The sequence below is a fragment of the Amycolatopsis sp. NPDC051373 genome, from assembly GCF_040689465.1.
In the GTDB taxonomy this organism is placed as follows: domain Bacteria; phylum Actinomycetota; class Actinomycetes; order Mycobacteriales; family Pseudonocardiaceae; genus Amycolatopsis.
The window spans coordinates 13591-33897 of the sequence record NZ_JBFBAE010000031.1 but is presented as its reverse complement, the minus strand read 5'-3'; the positions used below and the strand labels follow the sequence as shown (position 1 = coordinate 33897).

The following is a 20307-nucleotide window of genomic DNA, read 5'->3' as shown; positions in this document are numbered from 1 at the left end:
GGCCAGCCGCTTTTCGCGGTGACCCGGGCTCAGCCGGTGCCCGCGGTCGAGGATGACCAGGCCGTGCAGGGCGCCAGCGCGGCGGCCGCCATGATCGCGTCCTTGCCGGCGAAGTGGCTGTGCAGCACGGGCTGGCTGTACTCGATCAGCGCGGCGAGCCGGCGCGTGGTGACCGCGTCCCAGCCCTGCGCCTCGGCGAGCTCGCGGGCGGCGGCGACGATCCGCCGTTTCCGGTCCGCTCGGCCGCGCTCCTTGCGCAGTCGCCGGTTCATGAGCAGTGACTCTAGCACCGCTAGACAAACTATCTCAGCTAAGTTAGCGTTGACGGGGTTCCTAGCATCGCTAGATTCACTGGAGGACCCTGTGCTCGTCACCGCCTACGTCATCGCCGGAATCGTCGCGATCGGCATCATCTACGTGGGACTGAGCTACCTGCTGGCGCCGGAGAAGACCGCCGCCGGCTTCGGCCTCGCCACGATCCCGACCGGCACGACGGCGTTCTTCCACATCAAGGGCGTGCGCGACATCGCGTCCGGGCTGGTGGTGGGCGCGGCGATGCTCGCGGCCGGTCCGCACGTCCTCGGCTGGATCCTGCTCGCCGAGGCGTTCATCCCCGTGGGCGACATGCTGATCATCCTGCGCCACAAGGGAAGCCGGGCGATCGCGTTCTCCGTCCACGGCGCGACGGCGGCCGTCATGGTCGTGGCCACGCTCCTGCTCGAGCTCTCCTGACCGGCGGCACCGTGGGGCTGCGCCCCGGCACGTGGCGCGGCCGGTCAGCCGGTGCGGTTCAGCCAGCCGCTGATGCGGTCGTTGAGCTCCTTCGGCCGCTCGACGAGCATGAAGTGCCCGACCCCCTCGATCAGCTCCGACTCGGAGCCCGGCCCGCCGAACTCGGTCACCCGCTCGACCTGGGCCGCGGTCATGCCGTGGCAGCCGTCGTTGGTGCCGTGCAGGTAGAGCAACGGCTGGGGCACACTGCCACCCCACGCGGCGGCCTGCTCGGCCATCCACTCGGGCGTGCCGAAGCGCGTCGGGTCGAACTGGCCCCAGTAGTAACCCAGCGCGGCGTGCAGGTGGTCGGGATCGGCGAGCGCGGCCCGCAGGTAGCCCAAGTCCTCGTCGGCCGGGTAGCCGGGAGACCAGTCGCCCCAGATGTCGCGGATGAAGGCGAAGTCGTCCTGGCGGATCCGGTCCTCGATCGCCCGCTGCATCTGGAAGTACCAGAAGTAGAAGCTGCGCTTGATCTGCGCGTAGGTGCCCAGGTTCTCGCCGAAGATCTCGAACGGCGGGATGTTGAGGATCACCGCGCGCCCCCACAGCTCGGGAGCCCGCCCGAGCGCGCCCCACGCCCCGACCGCGCCCCAGTCGTGCGCCACCAGCAGCGCGTCCGGACCACCGCCGAGCGCCCGGGTCAGCGCGATCTGGTCGGCGACCATCACGCTGGAGTGCACGAAGTGGCGCAGCGGTGGCAGTTCCGTCGGCGCGAACCCGCGCACGAACGGCGCGACCGCGTGGAACCCGGCCGCGGCGAGCGCGGGCAGCAGGTGCCGGTAGGTGAAGGGCGTGTCCGGGAACCCGTGCATGCACAACGCGAGCGGACCCTCACCGGCCTCGAGGTACTCGAACGTGATCCCGTTGGCGGTGACGCGGTCCCGTGCGAACTCGGCCATCGTGGCCTCCTCCCGGCACGGGGAACCCTAGGCGAGCACGACCGTGGTGCTCCAGACCTCGTGCGGGGCGGGAATTTCACCGGGCCGCCACGGTCGGCGACGCGCGCGGTGGTCGTGACCACCGGCTGCCGGAGCTCGTCTGAGCCTCGCGAATCGGACAATGGGTTACCGTGGCCGGTGTGAACGTGGAAGTGACTCCCCTGCCCGGAATCGGTGTCCGGAAGGACTTCGCCACGCGTGCGGGACGGCGCATCGGTGTCGTCACCCAGCGGGACGGCAAGATCGAGCTGATCGTGTCCAAGGCGGATGACGTCGACGCCTGCCTCGCCTCGCTGCCGCTCACCGCGGACGAGGCCGGCGCGCTGGCCAACCTGCTCGGCGCGCCGCAGCTCGTCGCGCAGCTGACCGAAGAGCACCGGGAGCTGCCCGGCATCCACACGCGCCAGCTGCCGATCACCGAGGACGGGCCGTTCGACGGCCGCACGCTCGGCGACACGGCGATGCGCACCCGCACCAGCGTGTCGGTGGTCGCGGTGGCGCGCGCCGGCCAGGTGCACCCGTCGCCGACGCCTGACTTCACCTTCACCGCGGGCGACCTGCTCGTCGCGGTCGGGACGTCCGAAGGTCTGGACGCCGCCGCCAAGATCCTCAAGCAAGGCTGATGGACCACACCGCGCTGTCCCTGATCGAACTCGGCGGGGTCTTCTTCGTGCTCGGCGTGCTGGGCAGGCTCGCCGGCCGCATCGGCCTCTCCCCCATCCCGCTCTACCTCCTCGGCGGCCTGTGCTTCGGCTCCGGCGGCCTGATCCCGCTCACCGACATCGGCGACTTCACGCACCTGGCCAGCGAGATCGGCGTGGTGCTGCTGCTCCTGCTGCTGGGGCTGGAGTACTCGGCGGCGGAGCTGTTCACGGGCCTGCGCCGCTCGTGGACGGCGGGCCTGCTCGACATCGTGCTCAACGCACTGCCCGGCGCGGCCGTCGCGCTGCTGCTGGGCTGGGGCCCGATCGGCGCGATCGTGATGGCGGGCGTCACCTACATCTCGTCGTCCGGCATCGTCGCGAAGGTGCTCGGCGACCTCGGCCGCCTCGGTAACCGCGAGACGCCGGTGGTGCTGTCGATCCTGGTGTTCGAGGACCTCGTGATGGCGCTGTACCTGCCGATCCTCACGGCGATCCTCGGCGGCGTCAGCTTCCTCGGCGGCCTCGAAGCGGTCGGCATCTCGCTCCTGGTGATCACCGTGGTGCTGGTGATCGCGCTGAAGTTCGGCCGCTACGTCTCCGCCATCGTGGACAGCGACGACCGCGAGGTGTTCCTGCTCAAGATCCTCGGCGCCGCGCTGCTCGTAGCGGGCCTCGCGTCGGCGATGCAGGTCTCGGCTGCCGTCGGCGCGTTCCTGCTCGGCATCGCCGTGTCCGGCTCGACGGCCCACAACGCCACGCGCCTGCTCGAACCCCTGCGCGACCTGTTCGCGGCGGTGTTCTTCGTGGTGTTCGGCCTGAACACCGACCCGGCGTCGATCCCGCCGGTGCTCGGCTGGGCCGTGGTGCTGGCCGTGGCGACCACGCTGACCAAGGTCGGAACGGGCTGGTGGGCCGCGCGAAGACAGGGCATCGGCAAACTGGGCCGCGCCCGCGCCGGGGCGGCCCTGGTGGCCCGCGGCGAGTTCTCCATCGTGATCGCCGGCCTCGCCGTCACCGCCGGCGCGGTCGACGGCGAGCTCGCCGCCCTGGCGACCGCCTACGTGCTGCTCATGGCGATCCTCGGCCCCACGGCAGCCCGGATCGTGGAGCCGGTCGCACGGGCGCTGCAACGGAAACCGCGCGAGGCCCGCACGGAAGCCACCGCCTGACGCGTGAGGGATGGCGCCGGCGGGAACCGGCGCCACCCCCCACAAACGCGTCAGCGGAGGTCGAGCTGCGGCCGGTTCGCCACCGACGACAGCGCGGTGCGCGGCAGCGCCGCACCCGGGCCGGCCGGCGCCGTACCCACCAACGGGATCCGCACCGACGTCTTCGCGAGGTCGATCGTCAGCTTCGGTCCCTTCGCCGGGCCCGTGATGAAGTCGGCGTCGGTGCCGCCGATGACGAGCGCCAGCGTGTGGCCCGCCGGGACGACGTGGTCGGTGGTCGCCAGGCGGAAGGTCATCGTGTAAGGCTTGCCGGGCGTGAGCGGCGACTCCTTGCTCAGCGACCGGTAGTTCGCCAGGTCCGCCCAGCCGCGGCTGATCACCGTGAAGCCGACGTTCGTGGTGTCGGCGCTGGTCACCTTGTAGCAAGCGTCGTCGCCGGGGGCGGTGGAGCCCCAGCACGTCTCGGTGGTGCCGGTCTTGATGCCCTCGCCGCCCGCGGAGTAGTTGCGGATGGTGGCGGGGCCGTAGTCCACCAGCATCGCCGAGAGCCGGGCCGACGACGTGCTCGGCGCGGCCGTGACGGTGATCGACGACGTGCCCGAAACCTGCAGCGGCGCGGAAAGTGAGCCGGTGCTGTAGACGACGCGGTTGGGCGAGGTCGCCGACGGGTTGGCCGCCCAGCCGTTCTCGCTGCCGTCGAGGTTGTCGGTGAACGACGCCGTGCCCGAGGTCGCCGCCGTGCTCAGCGTGCCGACGCCCGCAGTGCCTCCGGCGTGCGGGCGCAGCGTGGTGGCCTTCACGCCCGCCGCCGGGTACGAGGACTGGTCGACCCACTGGTCCGGCTGCCGCTCGACGGTGGCCATCGGCTGCTTCTCGATGCCGTTGTCGATGCCCATCAGGTAGTGGTCGAACCACTGGTGCAGCGTGTCCACCCACTCGGTGCGGCGGTAGTCGAACGGGTCGACGTGGCCGGTCTGCGCGAGCCAGATCTTGCGCTGCACGCCGGCTTTCGCGAGCGCGTCCCACCACTGGCCGAAGTTGATCGTCTTCACGTTCAGGTCGTTCACACCATGGGAGACGAACACGCTCGCGTGCACGTTCTTCGCCTGCGCCGCATAGTCGCGATCGGCCCAGAACGGGCCGAAGTCGCCGTTGGCGGTGGCGCCCTTGGCGAGCTTCGTGTTCTGCGCCGAGCAGTCCTGGCCGCCGTTGCGCGTCTCGACGGTCTCCGCGAGCCCGTCCGGGTCGAAGCCGAACGACGCGCCGTCGGAGCGGTAGTAGTCGTACCAGGAGCTGATCGCGGAGATCGGGACGATCGTCTTCAGCCCGGCGACACCCGTGGCGGCCACGCCGTTGGCGATCGTGCCGTCGTAGGACTTGCCGATCATCCCGACGCCGCCGTCGCTCCAGCTCGCCGCGACCTTGCTGCCGCCGGACTTCGCGCTGTAGCCGGTGGCGCGCCCGTTGAGCCAGTCGACGACCTTTTTCGCCGACTGCACGTCGGAAGCACCACCGACGTCGACGCAGCCGGTCGACCGGTTGGTGCCGGCCAGGTCCACGAGCACGACCGCGTAGCCGCGCGGCACGAAGTAATTGTCGTAGTACAGCGGGAAGCCGACCGGACGGCCCTGCTGGTCGTAGGTCTTGAACTCGCTCTCGTTACCGCGCCCGAGCGAGGAGTAGTACGGGCTCGCGTCCATGATCACAGGGATCTTGCGCCCCTGCGCCGCGGGCTCGGCCGGCCGCACGATGTCGGCGGCCACGCGGTCGGGTTTGCCGTCGCCGTCCCCGTCGCGCCCGACGTCGACCCACACCGTTTCGCGGATCGCACCGGCGAAGTCGTACACGGGTTCGGAGCCGACGGCGGGTCGTTGCACCGCCGACGCCGCCTGCACCGGAACCACGAGCCCCGCGGCCACGACCACCGCCGCGCACAGCCCTCTGAACACCCGCATCCTGCGTCCCCTCCAGCCGTCTCGCCGATCTCGATCAAGCTAGGAGGACGCGGACGCGGTGCACCAGGGCGGAAAGTGGGGACCGGAGAGGGAAACCCCCGAACGGCTCAGAGCTTCGTGAGCGTCACAGCTCCACGTTGCGGTACAGCGAGCCGACCTCACCGCGGTTGAGGCGCCGGATCGTGCCGGGACGCTGGGCGCCCAGCTGCACGTCGCCGACCGCGGTGCGCACGAGCTTGCGCACGGGGTGCCCGGTCGAGGCCATCAGGCGGCGCACGATGTGCTTTTTGCCCTCGTGGATCACGAGCTCGATCATGCTCCGGCCGGAGTGCATGTCCTTCACGCGGAACTGGTCGACCTTCACGATGCCGTCGGGCAGCTCCCAGCCGGCGCGCAGCTCCTTGCCGAGCCCGCGCGGCACGAGACCCTCGACCTCGGCAAAGTAGGTCTTGAGCACGTTGTACGACGGGTGCATCAGCCGGTGGCCGAGGTCGCCGTCGTTGGTGAGCAGCAGCAGGCCCTCGGTGTTCTCGTCGAGCCGGCCCACGTGCACGACGCCTGGGGTCTCCTCCCAGCGGCCGCGCAGGTAGTCGCCGACGCACGGGCGGCCGCGGTCGTCCGACATCGTCGAGTGCACGCCCTTGGGCTTGTTGAAGGCGAGGTAGACGAGGTCGTCGCGCAGGTTCACGCGCGTGCCGTCGACATGGATCACGGCCTCGACCGGGTCGACGCGGCGGCCCAGCTCGGTGACGATCTGGCCGTCCACCTCCACCCGGCCCTCCACGATCAGGTCCTCGGCCGCGCGCCGCGAGGCGATCCCGGCCTGGGAGAGGACCTTCTGCAGCCGGACGCCGTCGGGGTGCTGGTCAGATGTCATCGATGGTGTCCACTTCGGGTAGCAGCGGAGCGATCGGGGGCAGGTCGTTCAGCGACGACAGCCCCAGTCGCTCCAGGAACAGCTCGGTCGTCACGTACAGCGTGCCCGTCGTCTCGGGGTCGGTGCCCATCTCTTCGATGAGGCCGCGGGCCAGCAGGGTGCGGATCACGCCGTCGACGTTGACCCCGCGCACCGCGGCGACCCTGGCCCTGGTCACCGGCTGCCGGTACGCGATCACGGCGAGGCTCTCCAGCGCGGCCCGGGTCAGCTTCGACCGCTGGCCGTCGAGCAGGAGCTTCTCCACGAACGGGGCGTACGTGTCCCTAGTGTAGAACCGCCACCCTTCGCCGACGCGCCGCAGGTCGATCCCGCTGCCCCGCTCGGTGAGCCGCTGCGCCATCGTCCGCAGCGCGACGGTGACCCGCGCCACCGGCTGCGCCACGGTCTCGGCCAGCATCTGCTCGCCCGCCGGCGAGTCGACGACGAGCAGCAGCGCCTCGAGAGCGGCCTCCAGCGCCTCGTCGGACGTCACGTCGGGCAGGTCGCTGACCGGCTCGACACCTTCGTCCGCGTCCGGCCCGGCTTCGGCTTCCGCCTCGGCGGGCTCGCCTTCGCCCGATTCGGCGTCGGGGCTCGCGGAGTCGGTTTCCGGCTCGGGGGGCTCGGCCTCCGCGTGCGACTCGCTCGCCTGCGCGGCTTCCGGCTCGGTGCCGGCCGGAACCTCGGTCGCCTCCGCGGACTCAGGTTCCGGCTCGGCTTCCGCCTGAACCGCGGCCGCCTCGGACTCCGGCTCCGGCTCTGGCACGCCGCCCTCGTCCGCGTCCGCGGTTGCGTCGGCTTCCTCCGGCGTGTTGTGGCCGTCGGCGGCCTCCACCGGCTCACCCTCGCGCGATTCGGCTTCGGGGCTCTCGGCGTCGGACTCGGTTCCAGGCTCGATGCTCGGCTCGGCGGACTCGGGCTCCGGGTGTGCCTCGCCCGCCTCCGCGGCTTCGGCCTCGGTGCCCGCCCGAACCTCGCTCGCCTCGACGGCCTCAGATTCCAGCTCGGGTTCCGCCGGGGCCTCGGTCGCCCCGGGCTCAGTCGCGTCCGCGTCCGCCTCGGCCTCTTCGGGCGCGCTGTCGCCTTCGGCCCGTTCGCCGGTCGTGCCGGGTGAAGTCTCGACAACGTCCTCCTGCGGAGAACCTTCCGGCGCGACACCGGGTTCGGGCGGCTCGGGCACCGACGCGTTCGGCGGCACGACCTCGTCGAGGTCGATCGCTTCCACGGCCGGCGTCGCGGCGCGGTCGTCTTCGGTGCTCACCCGTACTCCTCTTCGTCGGCCGCCGCGCGGTCGTGGGCCGCGGCGGCCGAGGCCTCCGCGACGCTGCCGCCGGTCCAGCGCACGTGGAGCTCGGCGAGCGCCTCGAGCTGCTCGAACTGCACCGTCGACTCGCGGTACAGCTCCAGCAGCGCGAGGAACCGCGCGACGATCTCCACGGTGTGCTCGCAGTCCTCCACGAGCTCCTTGAACGTGGCCTGTCCCGCCTCCGCGAGCTTCAGCCGCAGCAGCGCCGCGTGCTCGCGCACGGACACGCGGCCCATGTGCAGGTGCGCGAGCGACACCGTCGGCGGCGGCTTCGGTTTGAAGACCGCAACGGCGATGTCCGCGAACTTCTGCGGGGTCACGCCGAGCATCACCTCAGGCAGCAGCCCGACATAACGCTCCTCCAGCGCCACCGAGCGCGGGTAGCGCCGCAGGGCGCCTTGCTCCAGCTCGCCGAACAGCGCCGCCACCTGCTTGTACGCGCGGTACTGCAGCACGCGCGCGAAGAGCAGGTCGCGGGCCTCCAGGAGCGCGAGGTCGTCCTCGTTCTCCACTTCCGCCGAGGGCAGCAGCCGCGCGGCCTTGAGGTCCAGCAGGGTCGCGGCGATGACCAGGAACTCCGTGGTCTCGTCGAGGTTCCAGTCGGACCCGAGCGCGCGCGTGTAGGCGATGAAGTCGTCGGTGACCGTGTGCAGCGCGACCTCGGTGACGTCGAGCTGGTGCTGCGAGATCAGCTGCAGCAGCAGGTCGAACGGCCCCTCGAAGTTCTTCAGGCGCACCTTGAACTTCGAGGTGCTGAGCTCCTCGGCGTAGCCTTCCGGGATCGTCCCGCCGTGCACGGTCTCGTGCTCGACGGGCTTCTCCTCCTGGCCCGGCGTTTCCTCCGGGGTCGCAGATCCGCCCTGGCCCGCCGTCTCGTCCTGGCTCGGAGTCTCGTCCGGGCTGGGGGTTTCCTGCTGGATCGGCGTCTCGGTACCCGGGGCCGCGGCGTCCGGCTCCGGCTGCTCGGCCGATGCCGGTTCGTCCATCAGCCCTCGGTTCCGCCTTCTTCTTCCATCGCCTGCAATCGCTGGACCAGCACCGAATCTTCGCCGCGCTGGTCGAAGTCCGCGATCAGCACGGCCACGGCCTCGCGCACCAGGCGGCCGCGGTCGACCACGAGGTTGTGCTTGGCCCGCAGGTTCAGCCGGGTCTGCTCCATCGCGAGCAGCTCGTCGCCCGAGACGTACACGGTGATCTTCGCGTCGTGCTTCGTGCGGCCGGAGCCGCTACGCGCCGCGGCGCGGCTGAGCTGGTCGGAGTCCGCGCTCTTTCTCGGGAGCGGTTCGGCCGGTGCGGGCGCCGCCGGGCGGTCGAGTGCCGGGCTGACAGGGCTGGAGGTGAGGCGGAAGAGTTCCGACGCTCCGGGCAGGGAAGCGCGCCTGCTCACCGAGCGATCACCTCGCGAGCCAGCGCGCGATAGGCTGCCGCGCCGGCCGATTTGGGGGCCCAGGTCGTGATCGGCTCGCCCGCGACTGTCGTCTCGGGGAACCGCACAGTGCGGTTGATCACCGTGTCGAACACGATGTCGCCGAATGCCTCCACCACGCGAGCCATGACCTCCTTCGAGTGCAGGGTTCTCGGGTCGTACATCGTGGCGAGAATCCCCGTGATGTCCAGTTTGGGGTTGAGGCGTTCCTGCACCTTCTCGATCGTGTCGATCAGGAGCGCGACGCCTCGCAGACTGAAGAACTCGCACTCCAAGGGGATGATCACACCGTCCGCAGCGGTCAATGCGTTCACCGTCAACAGGCCGAGCGAGGGCTGGCAGTCGACAAGAACATAGTCGTAGTCGTTCATGACCGGTCGAAGGACCCGTAACAACGTGTGTTCGCGCCCTACCTCTGCGACGAGCTGGACCTCCGCCGCGGACAGGTCGATGTTGCTCGGCAGCAGGTCAACGCCGTCGACGCGGGTTTTGCGGAGCACGTCCTCGATGCCGACGGAGCGCTCCATGATGACGTTGTAGACCGTCTGGTCCAGCTCGTGCGGCTGGATGCCGAGACCCACCGACAGGGCGCCCTGCGGGTCGAAGTCCACGAGCAGCACGCGGCGCCCGCACTCGGCGAGCGCCGCACCCAGGTTGATGGTCGACGTGGTCTTGCCGACGCCGCCCTTCTGGTTGCACATCGCGAGCACCTTGGCCGGACCGTGGTGGTCGAGCGGCGCGGGTTCGGGGATCTCGCGCAGCGGCCGGCCCGTGGGACCGATACCGCTCTCTTCGCGCTCCTTCGCACGCAACCGGGCTCTCTCGGCGCGGCTCAGGCGCGGGCCTTCGGACGGCTCGTCCCCGTCGTGGTTGGCGGGGGTGGCGATTCGCGCTTGGGAGAGGCTCGCCGCGGCCGAACCGGCGGACGCGGCCGGGCGCTCCGGCTGGTTCGGTGTCGACATGGCGGGAAAGCTCCTTGTTTCGGCGTCCCGGGCAGCCTATGCGCGGAGTCGGAGCCCCGGCAAAGCGCCGCGCCGGGCCGGGCGCGCGAAGTCACCACTGGTGGCTGATGCCCTGAGGCCGGTTCAGCCCAGCGCGCGCGGGTGCGCCGTGGCGTAGACCTCGCGCAGCGTGTTGACCGTGACGAGCGTGTAGACCTGCGTCGTCGTCACCGAGGCGTGGCCCAGCAGCTCCTGCACCACGCGCACGTCGGCACCGCCTTCGAGCAGGTGCGTGGCGAACGAGTGGCGCAGGGTGTGCGGCGAGACGTCGGCGATGATCCCCGCGCGTTCGGCGGTGTCCTTGAGGACCTGCCACGCGCTCTGGCGGGACAGCCTGCTGCCGCGGGCGTTGAGGAACATCGCGGACGTGCCGCGCCCGTGCGCCGCGAGCGCCGGGCGCGCCCGCACGAGGTAGGCGTGGAGCGCCTCGACCGCGGGCCGGCCGATCGGGACGAGCCGTTGTTTGCCGCCCTTGCCATCGAGCAGCACGGTGCGGTCGGTGTCGTCGACGTCGTCCACGTCGAGCCCGACGGCTTCGGAGATCCGGGCGCCGGTGGAATAGAGCAGTTCGAGCAGCGCCCGGTCGCGCAGCGCACGCTCGCCGTCGGGCGGCGGGGTCTCGAGCAGCTTGAGGACGTCGGTCACGGGCAGCGCCTTGGGCAGCCGCTTCGCCGGCGCGGGCGGGCGGACCTCGCGCGCGGGGTCGTGCTCGGTGATGCCGTCGGCGTGGGCGAACTTGTGGAGCCCGCGCACGGCGACCAGCGCCCGCGCGGCCGAGGACGCGGCGAGCGGCCGGTGCGCGTCGTCGCCTTCGCGCAGGGCCGCGCCGAACGACGTGACGTGCGCCGGCGTGACATCCGGGAACCGCGTGATGTCCGCGGCGGCGAGGTGCGCGGCGTAGCGGCGCAGGTCGCGGGCGTAGCTGTCGAGCGTGTTGCGGGCGGTGCCGCGCTCGACCACGAGGTGGTCCAGGTACGCGGCGATCACGTCCCCCACCGCCGTCCTGCCCGTGCCCGTCACGGGGTCACACTCTAGGCCGCCGGGCCGTCCGTGCCCGCCGACGCGCGGCGGGCACGGACGGGCAGATCAGCCTTCGGCTCGGCGCCGGGCAAAACGGGTGGGCCGGTCCCGCCACGGCGCGTCGGCCGGGCGGGCCTTCGCCGCGCCGGTGACCACCGCGTGGGCGGCCAGCACACCCGAGACGGTCGCGCCGTTCACCAGCTCACCCGAGAGCGCCATGGCGACGGCTTCGGCGAGCGGGAACTTCTTCACCACGAGGTCGGCCTCCTCCTCGCCGAGCACCTCGCGGTCCACTTCGGACAGGCCGCGGGCGAGGAACACGCGCACCACCTCGTCGGTGAACCCGGGCGAGGCGGCAACGTCCACGAGCGTCGACCACTCGTCCGCCGCCAGCCCGACCTCTTCCACGAGCTCGCGCTTCGCCGCGTCGACGGGGTCCTCCCCCGGCTTGTCGATCAGTCCCGCCGGCAGCTCCCACAGCCGGTGCCCGAGCGGGTGCCGGTACTGGTGGACCATCGTCACCGCGTCCTCGGCGTCGAGCGTGAGGATCGCGACGGCACCGAGGTGCTCCACGACCTCGCGCTTCGCCGTCCCGCCGCCGGGCATCACCACGTCGTCGACCCGCAGGCCCACGACGCGTCCGAGGTGGACGACCCGGGTGCCGGCGACCGTGAACTCGTGCGTGCCGGGCTCGGTCACCGGGCCGCCACGGGTGCCTCGGCGAGCTCCACCGGCAGCCGCTCGGCGACCTTGCGGTCCACCACGGCCTTCACGAACGCGCTGAAGAGCGGGTGCGGCCGCGTCGGGCGGCTCTTGAGCTCCGGGTGCGCCTGCGTGCCGACGAAGAACGGGTGCACGTCGGCCGGCAGCTCCACGAACTCGACCAGGCGGTCGTCGGGCGAGGTGCCGGAGAACACGAGCCCGGCGTCGGAGAGCTGCTTGCGGTAGGCGTTGTTGACCTCGTAGCGGTGGCGGTGGCGTTCGGAGACCTCGGTGCTGCCGTACGCCTTCGCGACCTGCGAGCCCGGCTTGAGCTTCGCCGGGTACGCGCCCAGGCGCATCGTGCCGCCCATGTCCCGCTCGCCCGCGACCACGTCACGCTGGTCGGCCATCGTCGAGATCACCGCGTGCTCGGTGTCCTCGTCGAACTCCGCCGAGTTGGCGTCCGCGATGCCCGCCAGGTGCCGCGCGCCCTCGATGACCATGCACTGCAGGCCGAGGCACAGCCCGAGCAGTGGCACGCCGCGCGTGCGCGCGTACTCGATGGCGCCGACCTTGCCCTCGATGCCGCGGATGCCGAACCCGCCGGGGATCAGCACACCGTCCACATCGGACAGCACCGAGGCGGCGCCCGACGCGGTCTGCGCGTCGTCCGAGGCGACCCACACGATTTCGACCTTGGCGCGGTGGGCGAACCCGCCCGCGCGCAGGGCCTCGGTGACCGACAGGTACGCGTCGGGCAGGTCGATGTACTTGCCCACCACGGCGATCCGCACCGTCTCGCTCGGGTTGTGCACCCGGTTGAGCAGGTCACCCCACACCGTCCAGTCGACGTCGCGGAACGGCAGCCCCAGGCGGCGCACCACGTAGGCGTCGAGCGCCTCGCCGTGCAGCACCTTGGGGATGTCGTAGATCGAGCGCGCGTCCGGGCAGGCGATGACCGCCTCCGAGTCGACGTCGCACATCAGGCCGATCTTGCGCTTGAGGTCCTCGGGGATCTCCCGATCGGCCCGGCAGACCAGCGCGTCGGGCTGGATGCCGATGTTGCGCAGCGCGGCAACGGAGTGCTGGGTCGGCTTGGTCTTGAGCTCACCCGACGGCGCGAGGTAGGGCACGAGCGACACGTGCAGGAAGAAGCAGTGGTCCCGCCCGACGTCGTGGCGCACCTGGCGGCACGCCTCGAGGAACGGCAGCGACTCGATGTCGCCGACCGTGCCGCCGACCTCGGTGATGACCACGTCCGGGGTGTTCCCGTGCTCGTCCGGACCGGCCGCGGCGGTGATGCGCGACTTGATCTCGTCCGTGATGTGCGGGATGACCTGCACCGTGTCGCCGAGGTACTCGCCGCGGCGTTCCTTGGCGATGACCTCCGAGTAGACCTGGCCGGTCGTGACGTTGGCCTTGCCGTCGAGGTCCCGGTCGAGGAACCGCTCGTAGTGCCCGATGTCGAGGTCCGTCTCCGCACCGTCGTCGGTGACGAACACCTCACCGTGCTGGAACGGGTTCATCGTCCCAGGGTCGACGTTGAGATAGGGGTCGAGCTTCTGCATCGTGACGCGAAGCCCGCGTGCGGTAAGGAGCTGGCCGAGGCTCGAGGCCGTCAATCCCTTACCCAGAGAGGAGGCGACGCCTCCGGTGACAAAGACAAACTTGGTAGCCCGCGACTGATGTCCCACGGGCCGCCAGCATATCGCACGCACGCCGATCCGCTCGTTCGCGCCCGTTTCCGGCGCGGCGGCGTTGACGGAGACCGCCACGCTAGGCTTCGGTGCGTGACGGATGCGCACAAGGACGACCACGCCGACCACTGGGCCGCACCGGTCGCGGCGGCGGCACTCGACGCGCGGGTGCGCGTCCCGGGCTCGAAGTCGATCACGAACCGCGCCTACGTGCTGGCCGCCCTCGCGGGCGCGCCCACGCGGGTGCGCGTGCCGCTCGACTCGCGCGACACGCGGCTCATGCTCGGCGCGCTGGCCTCACTGGGCGCCCGGTCGGAGGAGACCGCCGACGGCTTCCTCGTCCACCCCCTGGGCGCAGGCGGCAGCAGCCACGGCGAGCCGGTCGAGGTCACGCTCGGCAACGCCGGCACCGTCGCCCGCTTCACGCCCGCGCTCGCCGCGCTCGGCGACTCCCCCGTGCTCTTCGACGGCGACGAGGCCATCCGCCGCCGCCCGATCGGCCCGCTGCTGGCCGCGCTGCGCCGCCTCGGCGTGCGTATCGACGACGACGACCGCGGTGCCCCGCCCTTCACCGTCCACGGCGACGGCGGGGTCCGCGGCGGCACGGTCGACCTCGACTCGTCGGCGTCGAGCCAGTTCCTTTCGGCGTTGCTGCTGGCCGGTCCGTCCTTCGACCGCGGCGTGACCGTGCGCCTGGTCGGCGACGCGCCGCCGAGCGAGCCGCACATCGCCATGACGCTCGACATGCTGCACCGCTTCGGCGCCACCGTGGAGCGCGAAGGCGCGGAGTTCCACGTTGCACCGGCGAAGCTGTCGTGCCCCGAGTACGTCGTCGAGCCGGACCTGTCCACGGCCGCGCCGTTCGTGGCTGCCGCCGTGGCCGCGGGCGGCACCGTGCGCGTCGCGGGCTGGCCGAGCACCACGACCCAGCCGGGAGACTGGCTGCGCGGCTTCCTGCCGGCGCTCGGCGCGTCGGTCCGGCTCGAGGACGGCGGCCTCGCCGTCACCGGCGGCTCGCACATCCCGGGTGTCGAGCTCGACCTGCACGAGGTCGGCGAGCTGACCCCGGTGGTCGCCGCGCTGCTGTGCTTCGCCGACGGCCCGTCGGTGATCAGCGGCGTCGCGCACCTGCGTGGCCACGAGACCGACCGGATCACGGCACTGGCCACGGAGCTGTCGGCGCTGGGCGGCGACGTGTCCGAAACCGACGACGGCCTGCGCATCACGCCGGCCCCGCTGCACGGCGGTGTCTTCCACACCTACGACGACCACCGCCTCGTCATGGCCGCGGCCGTGCTGGGCCTGCGCGTGCCCGCCATCCGTGTCGAAAACCCCGCCACGGTGGGGAAGACGTTCCCGGCGTTCGTCGAGACGTGGACCGGGATGCTCGGCTCAGGCCAGTAGTCGCCTCCCGGTCAAAGTTAGGGTTACCTCAAGCGGTCAGCCGGAGTGCGGGAGCCGCCCGCTTGAGCTCCAGGCGCGGCCGGCCCGTCAGCGCTTTGCTCCACGGCAGCCGCCGCAGCACCTCGACGAGCACCAGCGTCAGCGCCACCGTGGCCGGGTAGACGACCACGGTCGTCCACGGTGCCCCCACACCGTCGCCGACGAACGCGATCAGGGGGCTCAGCAACGCCAGGGCGAGGGGATGGGTGAGGAAGATCGCGAACGACCGGTCGACCGCCCACGACACCACCCGGCCACCGGGCCGGCCCGCCTCCGCCCAGCGCGTGCCCGCGAGGAGCAGGCACGCGATGGCCGCGACGCACCACGGCACGAGGTAGGGCCGGAACGCGTCGCTCGCCAGCTCCGGCCACAGTCCGTTGTGGACACTGACGAAGTAGCCCGTCTCGGCCACGGCGAGAGTGACCATCAAACCACCGGCCACGAACCACCGGTGCCGCCGCACCCACGCCTGCACGGCTTCGAAGTGCACGGCCGCGACGGCGCCGAGGACCGAGTAGAACTGGTACGGCAGCAGCGTCGTGAAGAACCGGCTCACAGTCGAGTACTCCACGCCCTCGGGCGGGTAGCTCAGGAAACACGTGACCGCGATCTGCACCGCGCCGGAGATCCCCAGCACGAGCCACGGCCGGCGCTCAAGCGTGCGCACCAGCTTCATCAGCACGGGGAACAGCAGGTACACCTGCAGCGTCACGAGCAGGAAGTACAGGTGGTACCACGCTGTCCCGTCGGCGATCTCGATCCCGAGCGCGCGCAGGGCCGCGGCGACGGAGCCGACGGGCTGCTCCGCGGTGACCAGCGAATAGCCCCAGTAGAGCACCGACCAGACCACGTACGGCACCGCGACCAGCGGCACCCGCCGGCGCCAGAACGCCATCGGTCGAGGCGGGCGCGAGCGGTAGGAGAACACGAGCACGAACGTCGTCAGCGCGAAGAACGCCTCGCGGGTGAGGTGCAGCGGCATCTCGAGCGCGTCGGACCCGACGCCCTGCGGGAAGGTCGTGGCCCCCAGCACGTGCATGAAGATCACCAGTGCGAAGGTGATCACGCGATACAGGTCGAGCTGGTACAGGTGGGCCGCCCGCGCCGGGGCCGCCGCGGGGACGGGGGCGATCTCGGTCGTGGTCATCGTGCGGCCGGGCGCCCGGGTGCGGAGTGGATCATGCGACCACATTTGCCGCACTGCCTGTGAAGCAGCCATGAAGTGGCTGAGAACCCGCTTTACCGCTGGAAAACGGGCGTAACGAAGATCACGTCCGTCCACGGACCGGGATCCCGGCCACACCGCGGTGGTACATACCACTGAGGCCCTGCGCACCTGAGTCCCGAAAAGGGAGTGCGGAGCGGGCGAGGGCGGGCGTAGCGTCCGACGGCCATGGGCGATCGAGACGATCCGGCCGACGGCTGGTTCCCGGAGAGTGTGGCCGCGGGGTACGACGATCCGGGTGGCGCGAACTCGCTTGAAGTGGTGACGCCCGCGGTGGATGTCCTCGAAGAGCTGGCCGACGGCCCCGTGCTCGAATTCGCCGTCGGGACCGGGCGCATCGCCGCCCCGCTGGCCGCGCGCGGCGTGCGGGTGAGCGGCATCGAGCTGAGCCGGGCCATGGCGGCGCGGATCGCGAGCAAGCCGGGCGGCGACGCGGTCGCCGTCACGATCGGCGACATGACGTCGGCGCGGGTGGCCGGTGAGTTCTCGTTAATCTTCCTGGTGTTCAACACGATCGCCAACGTGACCACACAGGACGCGCAGGTCGCCGTGTTCCGCAACGCGGCCGCGCATCTGCGGCCGGGCGGGCTGTTCCTCGTCGAGGTGGGTCTGCCGGATCTGCGCCGCCTGCCGCCCGGGCAGGACACCGTCCCGTTCGCGGTGGCGCTCGACCACGAAGGCGCCGGCTACGTGGGGTTCGACCAGTACGACGTCGTGACCCAGGAGTTCACCTCGAACCACCTCACCGTGTCACCGGACGGAACGGGGCGGTTTCGCCGCATCCCTTTCCGGTACGCCTGGCCGGCCGAGCTGGATCTCATGGCCCGCATCGCCGGGATGAGACCGAAGTACCGCTGGGCGGACTGGGATCGTTCGGAGCTCACGGCCGGCAGCACCAAACACGTGTCGGTCTGGGAGAAGCGCTGAAACACTCCCGGCTCTCGGCCGAGCCTCAGTCCGTCTTCCAGGGCCGGAGTTTCTCGGGGTTGCGGACCACCCAGATGTGCTTGATCCGCCCCGCGGCCAGGGCGAACGCGTACACCGTCTCGACCACGCCGGCGCGCTGGGCCACCAGGCCCGGCTGACCGTTGACCGTGCGTTCGAGCAGCGTCACGGTGCCGAGCGCCCGCTGGGCGAGCTCGACCCAGGCCCGGGCGATCCGCTCGCCGCCCTCGATGGGTTCCAGGAACGTCAGGGCGCGGCCGCCGCCGTCCGCGATCGCCGTGGCGTCGGGGGCGAGCAGGCCGATCAGCGCGGTGATGTCCTGGGTTTCCCACGCCCGTTTGAAGTCCCGGACGACAGCGGCGTGCGCGGCCGCCGGACCCGCGGGGGCGTGCGCGTCGCGGATCCGCCGCCGGGCCGAGGTCGCGAGCTGCCGGCACGCCGCCGGGCTGCGGCCGACGATTTCGGCGACTTCGGGAAACGAGTAGCGGAACACGTCGTGCAGGATGAACGCCACGCGTTCGGCCGGGGTCATGGCCTCGAGCACCACGAGGAAGGCCATGCCCACCGACTCGTCCAGCGTCACGCGGTCGGCCGGGTCCGCCTGCTCACCGGGCAGCGGCTCGGGGATCCACTCCCCCACGTACGTCTCGCGCCGGACCCGCGCCGAGCCGAGCAGGTTGAGGCAGATGCGGCTGGCGACCGTCGTCAGCCACGCGCCGGGAGACTCGACGGCGTCCTGCTGCTCCCGCGACAGCGCGTACCAGCGGGCGTAGGTCTCCTGCACGGCGTCCTCGGCCTCGGCCAGCGAGCCGAGCAGGCGATAGGCGAGGTTGATCAGGTGCCGGCGCTCGCTCATGATCGCGCTCAGGCCCGGCTCGGGATCGGATGGGGTGGTCATCGCGCCGGCGGCTCCCTCGGTCTCGGCTGTCCTCAGTAGTACGACAGAACAGCACCTCGAAGTGTGAGCGCCTCACACTTCGGGGGCGTGAGTTGTCGGAGAACCGAGACTGGCCACCACGATCGGGAGACTCCCCATGACCGCTCCGACCTTCACCGCCCCCGCTTCCGAGCAGACCCTGCACCGCACCGCCACCGCGCTCACGGCCCGCGGGTTCGCCGTCGAGATCCTCGACGACGTCGCCGCGGCGCGCACCCGCGCGACCGATCTGATTCCGCAAGGCGCCAGTGTCCTCACCGCCGCCAGCGAAACGCTGCGCTTGTCCGGCCTCGACGACGACCTCAACACCGGTGGGCGGTACGAGGCGATCCGGCCGCGCACCCTCGCGATGGATCGCGTCACCGACGCCGACGACATCCGGCGCCTGCGCGCGAGCCCGGACTTCGTCATCGGCAGCGTCCACGCGGTCACCGAGACCGGCTCGCTCGTGATCGCCTCGGGCAGCGGCAGCCAGCTGCCTGCGTCCGCAGGCGGCGCCGCCCACGCGATCTGGGTCGTCGGCGCGCAGAAGATCGTGCCGGACCTCGACGCTGCGCTGCGCCGCGTCGAAGACCATTGCCTGCCCTTGGAAAGCGCCCGCGCGCAGGCGGCCTACGGCTGGCCCAGCGCGGTCAACCGGCTGCTGGTCCTCAACGCCGAGCCCTTGCCCGGCCGCGCCACCGTGCTGCTGCTGCGCGAAGCGATCGGCTTCTGACGCGCGTCTGCCGGATTGACACCGCCTCGCGCGGCCCAGCAGAATTCCCGGCGCCACGACCGCACCGCCGCCCGGTCGCCGTGGGGATCCTTGGCGTCCCCGGGAAAACGAAGGGCGAAACAGTGCGAAGGCAGTTACGCGTGCTCGGCGCGACCGTGCTCACGGCGGTGCTGGCGGTGGTCCCGCTGAGCGGCACGGCCACCGCCGCGCCGGCGCCGCACACCGTGGTCACCGACGGCAAGAAACTCGCGCAGATCCGCACGGCGCTGACCCACGGGCACGCCACCGCGGCGCAAAAAGCCGCGCTGAAGACCTTGCTGGGCAAGGCCGACGAGGCGCTGACCGCCGGTCCGTGGTCGGTCATGGACAAGCCCACCACCCCGCCGAGCGGCGACAAGCACGACTACCAGAGCCAGGCGCCCTACCAGTGGGCCAGTCAGCCGAAAACACCGGACAACCCGCAGGGCTGCCCGTACGTGAACCGCGACGGCGAGCGCAACCCCGAGGCCGACGCGATCACCGACCACACCTACCGCATGGTGGCGTGGGACGCGATCTACTACCTCAGCACGGCCTGGTACTACACCGGCGACGCGAAGTACGCCCAGCGCGCCGCCCTCGACATCCGCACGTGGTTCCTCGACCCGGCGACGCGGATGAACCCGAACATGACCTACTCACAGATCGTGCCATGCAAGAACACGATCAGCGGCACGGGGATCATCGACTCCACGCAGTCGTTCAGCCAGTTGCTCGACGCGTTCGCCCTGCTCGACTCCGGCGCGCCCGGCTGGACCGGCCACGACCGCTCGGCGATCCGCGCGTGGCTCGGCCAGTACCTCACTTGGATGCAGACCAGCCCGCAGGCGAAGCTGGAGCTGGCCGCGACCAACAACCACGGCACGTTCCTCGACATGCAGAACGCCACCATCGCCGCCTACCTCGGCAAGACGGACCAGGCGCGCAAGATCGTGACCGACGCGCTGCACAAGCGGTTCCCGGTGCAGTTCGACGCCGACGGCAACCAGCCGCTCGAGCTCACGCGCACGATCTCGTGGCACTACGTGAACTTCAACCTCACGGCGTGGGGGCGGATGGCCGAGGTCGGGCGCACCCTTGGGGTCGACGTGTGGGGCTACCACGCGGACAACGGCGTGACGCTGCGCAAGGTCGTCGACCGGCTCATCCCGGCGGCGCTGCACGGTGTGCCGTCGTGGCCGTACCCGCAGATCGCCCCGCTGGACCAGTCGATCGCCGCGGACATCTTCCACGCGGCAGCCGAGGAGGCTCACGACACCGACGCGGCGAAGGCGCTCAAGCAGATGCCGCTGCCGGCCGGTGGGGACACGTGGCCGGTGCGCGTCACGTGCTTCCCGCTCGACCCGCCGCTCAAGTGACGGGCCGACCTTCGGTGGGCTTTTCCGGACGAAACACCCGATAGCGCCCCTGGCCTCGAAATTGGTCTAGTCCAAAGTATTGACTCTCCCTGTGCAC

20 protein-coding genes are annotated in these 20307 nt (G+C 71.3%); 7 read left to right on the top strand and 13 right to left on the bottom strand.

Features of this window, described 5'->3' with window-relative positions:
- Positions 1 to 29 precede the first annotated feature (29 nt).
- Positions 30 to 272, bottom strand: a complete 243-nt coding sequence (locus AB0383_RS40880; protein WP_364177610.1) for a helix-turn-helix domain-containing protein — start codon at positions 270 to 272, stop codon at positions 30 to 32.
- Positions 273 to 363: 91 nt separating this feature from the next.
- Here AB0383_RS40880 and AB0383_RS40875 point away from each other — a divergent pair, with 91 nt between their 5' ends.
- A complete protein-coding gene (locus tag AB0383_RS40875; protein ID WP_364177613.1) occupies positions 364 to 732 on the top strand; it encodes a DUF4267 domain-containing protein in 369 nt (122 codons plus the stop codon).
- Between the two features lie 44 nt (positions 733 to 776).
- Here AB0383_RS40875 and AB0383_RS40870 read toward each other — a convergent pair whose 3' ends face one another.
- Entirely contained in the window at positions 777 to 1673 is an 897-nt protein-coding gene (locus tag AB0383_RS40870) for an alpha/beta hydrolase (RefSeq protein WP_366190122.1), read from the bottom strand.
- Positions 1674 to 1852: 179 nt separating this feature from the next.
- Here AB0383_RS40870 and AB0383_RS40865 point away from each other — a divergent pair, with 179 nt between their 5' ends.
- Both AB0383_RS40865 and AB0383_RS40860 read left to right on the top strand, forming a co-directional pair.
- Entirely contained in the window at positions 1853 to 2335 is a 483-nt protein-coding gene (locus AB0383_RS40865) for a cation:proton antiporter regulatory subunit (RefSeq protein ID WP_364177619.1), read from the top strand.
- On the top strand, positions 2335 to 3525 hold the full coding sequence (locus tag AB0383_RS40860; protein WP_366190121.1) for a cation:proton antiporter: 1191 nt from the start codon (positions 2335 to 2337) through the stop codon (positions 3523 to 3525). The genes AB0383_RS40865 and AB0383_RS40860 overlap by 1 nt, the downstream gene beginning before the upstream one ends.
- Positions 3526 to 3575: 50 nt before the next feature.
- Here the strand turns inward: AB0383_RS40860 and AB0383_RS40855 are convergent, their stop codons facing one another.
- From AB0383_RS40855 to AB0383_RS40815, 9 genes are all read right to left on the bottom strand, one after another.
- Positions 3576 to 5480, bottom strand: a complete 1905-nt coding sequence (locus AB0383_RS40855; RefSeq protein WP_366190120.1) for a Xaa-Pro dipeptidyl-peptidase — start codon at positions 5478 to 5480, stop codon at positions 3576 to 3578.
- 124 nt (positions 5481 to 5604) lie between these two features.
- The gene (locus AB0383_RS40850; protein ID WP_326836677.1) at positions 5605 to 6357 is read right to left on the bottom strand and encodes a pseudouridine synthase; all 753 of its coding nucleotides are present in this window, start codon (positions 6355 to 6357) and stop codon (positions 5605 to 5607) included.
- Positions 6347 to 7162: an SMC-Scp complex subunit ScpB gene (gene scpB / locus AB0383_RS40845; RefSeq protein WP_366190164.1), complete on the bottom strand. Its 816-nt coding sequence runs from the start codon at positions 7160 to 7162 to the stop codon at positions 6347 to 6349. Before scpB ends, AB0383_RS40850 begins: the two co-directional genes overlap by 11 nt.
- Before the next feature lie 491 nt (positions 7163 to 7653).
- Positions 7654 to 8688 carry a segregation/condensation protein A gene (locus AB0383_RS40840; protein ID WP_366190119.1) on the bottom strand — a complete coding sequence of 345 codons (1035 nt, stop codon included), beginning with the start codon at positions 8686 to 8688 and terminating at the stop codon, positions 7654 to 7656.
- On the bottom strand, positions 8688 to 9089 hold the full coding sequence (locus tag AB0383_RS40835) for a cobyrinic acid a,c-diamide synthase (protein WP_364177630.1): 402 nt from the start codon (positions 9087 to 9089) through the stop codon (positions 8688 to 8690). Before AB0383_RS40835 ends, AB0383_RS40840 begins: the two co-directional genes overlap by 1 nt.
- Entirely contained in the window at positions 9086 to 10090 is a 1005-nt protein-coding gene (locus AB0383_RS40830; protein ID WP_364177633.1) for an AAA family ATPase, read from the bottom strand. The genes AB0383_RS40835 and AB0383_RS40830 overlap by 4 nt, the downstream gene beginning before the upstream one ends.
- A 123-nt stretch (positions 10091 to 10213) precedes the next feature.
- Positions 10214 to 11116: a site-specific tyrosine recombinase XerD gene (gene xerD, locus AB0383_RS40825; protein WP_364177699.1), complete on the bottom strand. Its 903-nt coding sequence runs from the start codon at positions 11114 to 11116 to the stop codon at positions 10214 to 10216.
- Positions 11117 to 11215: 99 nt separating this feature from the next.
- Positions 11216 to 11848: an NUDIX hydrolase gene (locus AB0383_RS40820; protein WP_364177636.1), complete on the bottom strand. Its 633-nt coding sequence runs from the start codon at positions 11846 to 11848 to the stop codon at positions 11216 to 11218.
- On the bottom strand, positions 11845 to 13545 hold the full coding sequence (locus AB0383_RS40815) for a CTP synthase (protein ID WP_364177702.1): 1701 nt from the start codon (positions 13543 to 13545) through the stop codon (positions 11845 to 11847). The genes AB0383_RS40820 and AB0383_RS40815 overlap by 4 nt, the downstream gene beginning before the upstream one ends.
- Before the next feature lie 96 nt (positions 13546 to 13641).
- On the opposite strand from AB0383_RS40815, the gene aroA reads away from it, so the two are divergent.
- On the top strand, positions 13642 to 14952 hold the full coding sequence (aroA, locus tag AB0383_RS40810; protein ID WP_366190118.1) for a 3-phosphoshikimate 1-carboxyvinyltransferase: 1311 nt from the start codon (positions 13642 to 13644) through the stop codon (positions 14950 to 14952).
- 28 nt (positions 14953 to 14980) lie between these two features.
- Here the strand turns inward: aroA and AB0383_RS40805 are convergent, their stop codons facing one another.
- Positions 14981 to 16138 carry an acyltransferase gene (locus tag AB0383_RS40805; RefSeq protein ID WP_366190117.1) on the bottom strand — a complete coding sequence of 386 codons (1158 nt, stop codon included), beginning with the start codon at positions 16136 to 16138 and terminating at the stop codon, positions 14981 to 14983.
- A 246-nt stretch (positions 16139 to 16384) separates the two neighbouring features.
- On the opposite strand from AB0383_RS40805, the gene AB0383_RS40800 reads away from it, so the two are divergent.
- The gene (locus AB0383_RS40800) at positions 16385 to 17143 is read left to right on the top strand and encodes a class I SAM-dependent methyltransferase (protein WP_366190116.1); all 759 of its coding nucleotides are present in this window, start codon (positions 16385 to 16387) and stop codon (positions 17141 to 17143) included.
- A gap of 25 nt (positions 17144 to 17168) precedes the next feature.
- Here the strand turns inward: AB0383_RS40800 and sigJ are convergent, their stop codons facing one another.
- Positions 17169 to 18059: an RNA polymerase sigma factor SigJ gene (gene sigJ / locus AB0383_RS40795; protein WP_366190115.1), complete on the bottom strand. Its 891-nt coding sequence runs from the start codon at positions 18057 to 18059 to the stop codon at positions 17169 to 17171.
- Between the two features lie 136 nt (positions 18060 to 18195).
- On the opposite strand from sigJ, the gene AB0383_RS40790 reads away from it, so the two are divergent.
- Both AB0383_RS40790 and AB0383_RS40785 read left to right on the top strand, forming a co-directional pair.
- The gene (locus AB0383_RS40790; protein ID WP_364177649.1) at positions 18196 to 18813 is read left to right on the top strand and encodes an LUD domain-containing protein; all 618 of its coding nucleotides are present in this window, start codon (positions 18196 to 18198) and stop codon (positions 18811 to 18813) included.
- Positions 18814 to 18935: 122 nt separating this feature from the next.
- On the top strand, positions 18936 to 20210 hold the full coding sequence (locus AB0383_RS40785; protein ID WP_366190114.1) for an alginate lyase family protein: 1275 nt from the start codon (positions 18936 to 18938) through the stop codon (positions 20208 to 20210).
- The last annotated feature ends 97 nt before the right edge of the window (positions 20211 to 20307 follow it).